Origin of the sequence: Gordonia metallireducens (genome assembly GCF_021245825.1) — a bacterium.
GTDB lineage: Bacteria > Actinomycetota > Actinomycetes > Mycobacteriales > Mycobacteriaceae > Gordonia > Gordonia namibiensis.
In genome coordinates, this window is the sequence record NZ_JAJQJP010000006.1 from 1 (window position 1) to 3,588 (window position 3,588).

The window sequence follows — 3,588 nt, forward strand, 5'->3', positions numbered from 1 at the left end:
TTGGGTGCGGTGGTGGATGAGGTGGGGGTGTTGTCGCCGTTGGTGGGTGTGTACACGTTGTTCACGTCTGGGTCGACGGGTCGGCCGAAGGGTGTGACGGTGTCGCATGGGGCGGTGGTGAATCGGTTGGGGTGGATGCAGTCGTTGTTCGGGGTGACCGGTGATGATGTGGTGTTGTGGAAGACGCCGGTGTCGTTTGATGTGTCGGTGTGGGAGTTGTTCTGGCCGTTGATGGTTGGTGCTTCGGTGGTGGTGGCGGAGCCGGGTGGGCATCGGGATCCGTGGTATGTGGCGTCGGTGGTGGAGCGGTTTGGTGTGTCGGTGTGTCATTTTGTGCCGTCGATGTTGTCGGTGTTTGTCGATGCGCTGGGTGGTTCGGGTGGTGCGGGGTTGGGGTCGTTGCGGCAGGTGTTCTGTTCGGGTGAGGCGTTGGGTGTTGCGGGTGTGGAGGGGTTGCGGGGGTTGGTGCCTGGTGTGCGGGTGGTGAATTTGTATGGGCCGACTGAGGCTGCGGTGGATGTGACGTCGTATGTGGTCGTCGGTGGTGAGGTGGTGGTGCCGATTGGTCGTGCGGTGTCGAATGTGTCGGTGTGGGTGTTGGATTCGCGGTTGCGGCCGGTTCCGGTGGGTGTGGTGGGTGAGTTGTATCTGGGTGGGGTGCAGGTGGCTCGGGGGTATGCGTCTCGGTCGGGGTTGACTGCGGAGCGGTTTGTGGCGGATCCGTTTGGTGGGTTGGGTTCGCGGTTGTATCGGACGGGTGATCGGGTGCGGTGGTCTGGTGTTGGTGAGTTGGAGTATTTGGGGCGTAGTGATTTTCAGGTGAAGTTGCGGGGGCAGCGGATCGAGTTGGGGGAGATCGAGTCGGTCCTGCAGACCGCACCCGGCGTCGTCGCCGCCGCGGTTCTGGTGCGCGACGACCTCCTCGTCGCCTACGTCTCCGGGGATGCCGACGTGACGCAGGTACGTGAACATGCGGCGCGCCGCCTCGCGCCGTACATGGTTCCGGACACCGTGGTCGTACTCGACGACATGCCGCTCGGAACATCCGGGAAGATCGACCGGAAGTCGCTTCCCGCACCGGAGCTCGGTCCGCGTGAGATCGTGGCGCCGGGGTCGGACACCGAACGCCTGATCGTCGAGATCGTCGCCGACGTCCTCGACCAGGCCGTCGAGCGGGTGTCGGTCACCGACAGCTTCTTCGAGATCGGCGGGCACTCGTTGTCCGCCACCAGGGTCGCCGCCCGGCTCTCGCACACCTTCTCGCTGCCGTTCACCGTTCGTGAACTGTTCGACGCCCCGTCCGTCCGTGCCATGGCCGAGTGGGTCGACGAGCGTCGCGGTGACGACTCGGTCGTCGCGCCGGCGCCTTCCGGTGACGACCTCCCGGACCTGGGATCCATCCCGCGTCCGTCGCGCCCGCCCCTGTCGGCGGCGCAGCAGCGGATGTGGTTCATCAACCAGTTCGATCCGGCGTCACCCGCCTACAACATCCCGTTCGCGATGCGGCTGCGCGGTCGGCTCGACACCGTGGCCCTGCGCGCCGCCCTTGCCGACGTGATCAGCCGGCACGAGGTGCTGCGCACCCGGTACCCGCAGGACCTCGACGGTCGGCCATGGCAGGACATCGCGTCCGCCGATGAGGTGACCGTGGACCAGTGGTGGTGCGATGAGGACGTCGAGACCCTCACCTCCACCGGCTTCGACGTCACCCGCGACCTGCCGATCCGTGCCGGGATCGTCGCCGAGTCCGACGACCACCTCCTGGTCGTCGTCCTCCACCACATCGCGGCGGACGGTGAATCCCTGCGACCGCTCGTCGACGACCTGTCGCACGCCTATGCCGCGCGTACGGCGGGACATGCGCCCAGACGTCCCCCGCTGGACGTCCAGTACGCGGATGTCGCACTCTGGCAACAGCGCGTCCTCGGGTCGGTGGACGATCCGGACTCCGCGCTCGGTCGCCGGGCCAGGTGGTGGCAGGAGGAGCTCGCGGACCTGCCCGATGTACTCGAACTGCCGACCGACCGTCCGCGGCCGCCGGTGGCATCGCTCCACGGTGCCGTCGTGGAATTCGAGGTGCCCGAGGGACTCGCGTCGTCGATCGACGGGTTCGCACGCCGCCATGGGGTCACTGCGTTCATGGTGCTGCACGCCGCCGTCGCGGTCGTGCTGTCCCGCCTGGCGGGCTCCTCCGACATCGCACTCGCGACGCCGGTCGCGGGTCGTGGTCGCGCCGAACTCGATGCCCTGGTCGGCATGTTCGTCAACACCGTTGTCCTACGCACCCAGGTCGACCCGGGTGCCACGTTCGGCGAGGTCATCGGGCGGGTCCGCGACACCGACCTCGACGCGTTCGCCGCTGCCGACGTCCCCTTCGAGCACCTCGTCGACGTGCTCGCCCCGACCCGCAGCGAGGCGTTCGCACCGCTCGCCCAGGTGATGCTGACACTGGAACAGTCCGCGATCGGCGACATCTCGGTGCCCGGCCTGACGGTCACGCCCGTCGAGGCGGGTGTTCCCGCCGCGCGATTCGACCTCATGATCGGTATGACGGCCGCTCGCGACGCGGCCGGCGACCTGACCGCCCTGTCCGGGCGGATCGTCTACGCCACCGACCTCTTCGAGGACCGCACCGTCCGCCGGCTGGGTGAGCGGATCGTCGACGTCCTCACCACCGGTCTCGCCGACGACACGGTGGTGGTCGGCGACATCGACCTCGCCGACGCGACCGAGCGTGCCGCCATCGCGGACTGGTCTCGGGGTGCGGTGGTGGAGTTGGGGTGGGGTGGTCGTTCGGTGGGTTCGGTGGTGGCTGAGCGGGTGGGGTTGTCGGGGTCGCAGGTGGCGGTGTGGTGTGGGGATCGGGTGGTGTCGTATGGGGAGTTCGGTGGTTTGGTGGCGGGGGTTGCGCGGCGGTTGTTGGGTGTGGGTGTGGGGGTGGATTCTGCTGTTGGGGTGGTGATGTCGCGGTCGTTGGAGTTGTTGGTGGCGGTGCATGCGGTGGTGGTTGTGGGTGGGCGGTATGTGCCGGTGGAGGTGGATGCGCCGGTTGAGCGGGTGGGTTACATGTTGTCGACGGCGGGTGTGGGTGTGGTGTTGACGCGGGGGTCTGAGGAGGTGGTGGTGCCTTCTGGTGTGGAGCGTTTGGTGGTGGATTGTGGTGTGGGGTCGGGTGTTTCGGGTGTTGATGGTGGTGTGGAGTTGGGTGCGGTGGTGGATGAGGTGGGGGTGTTGTCGCCGTTGGTGGGTGTGTACACGTTGTTCACGTCTGGGTCGACGGGTCGGCCGAAGGGTGTGACGGTGTCGCATGGGGCGGTGGTGAATCGGTTGGGGTGGATGCAGTCGTTGTTCGGGGTGACCGGTGATGATGTGGTGTTGTGGAAGACGCCGGTGTCGTTTGATGTGTCGGTGTGGGAGTTGTTCTGGCCGTTGATGGTTGGTGCTTCGGTGGTGGTGGCGGAGCCGGGTGGGCATCGGGATCCGTGGTATGTGGCGTCGGTGGTGGAGCGGTTTGGTGTGTCGGTGTGTCATTTTGTGCCGTCGATGTTGTCGGTGTTTGYCGATGCGCTGGGTGGTTCGGGTGGTGCG

General features: G+C 66.8%; 1 protein-coding gene. It reads left to right on the forward strand.

Translation table 11 applies throughout. From position 1 onward, the window contains the following. Positions 1–48: 48 nt before the first annotated feature. On the forward strand, positions 49–3,588 hold a 3,540-nt coding region (locus tag LQD00_RS02340; RefSeq protein WP_308195916.1), incomplete at its 3' end, for an AMP-binding protein.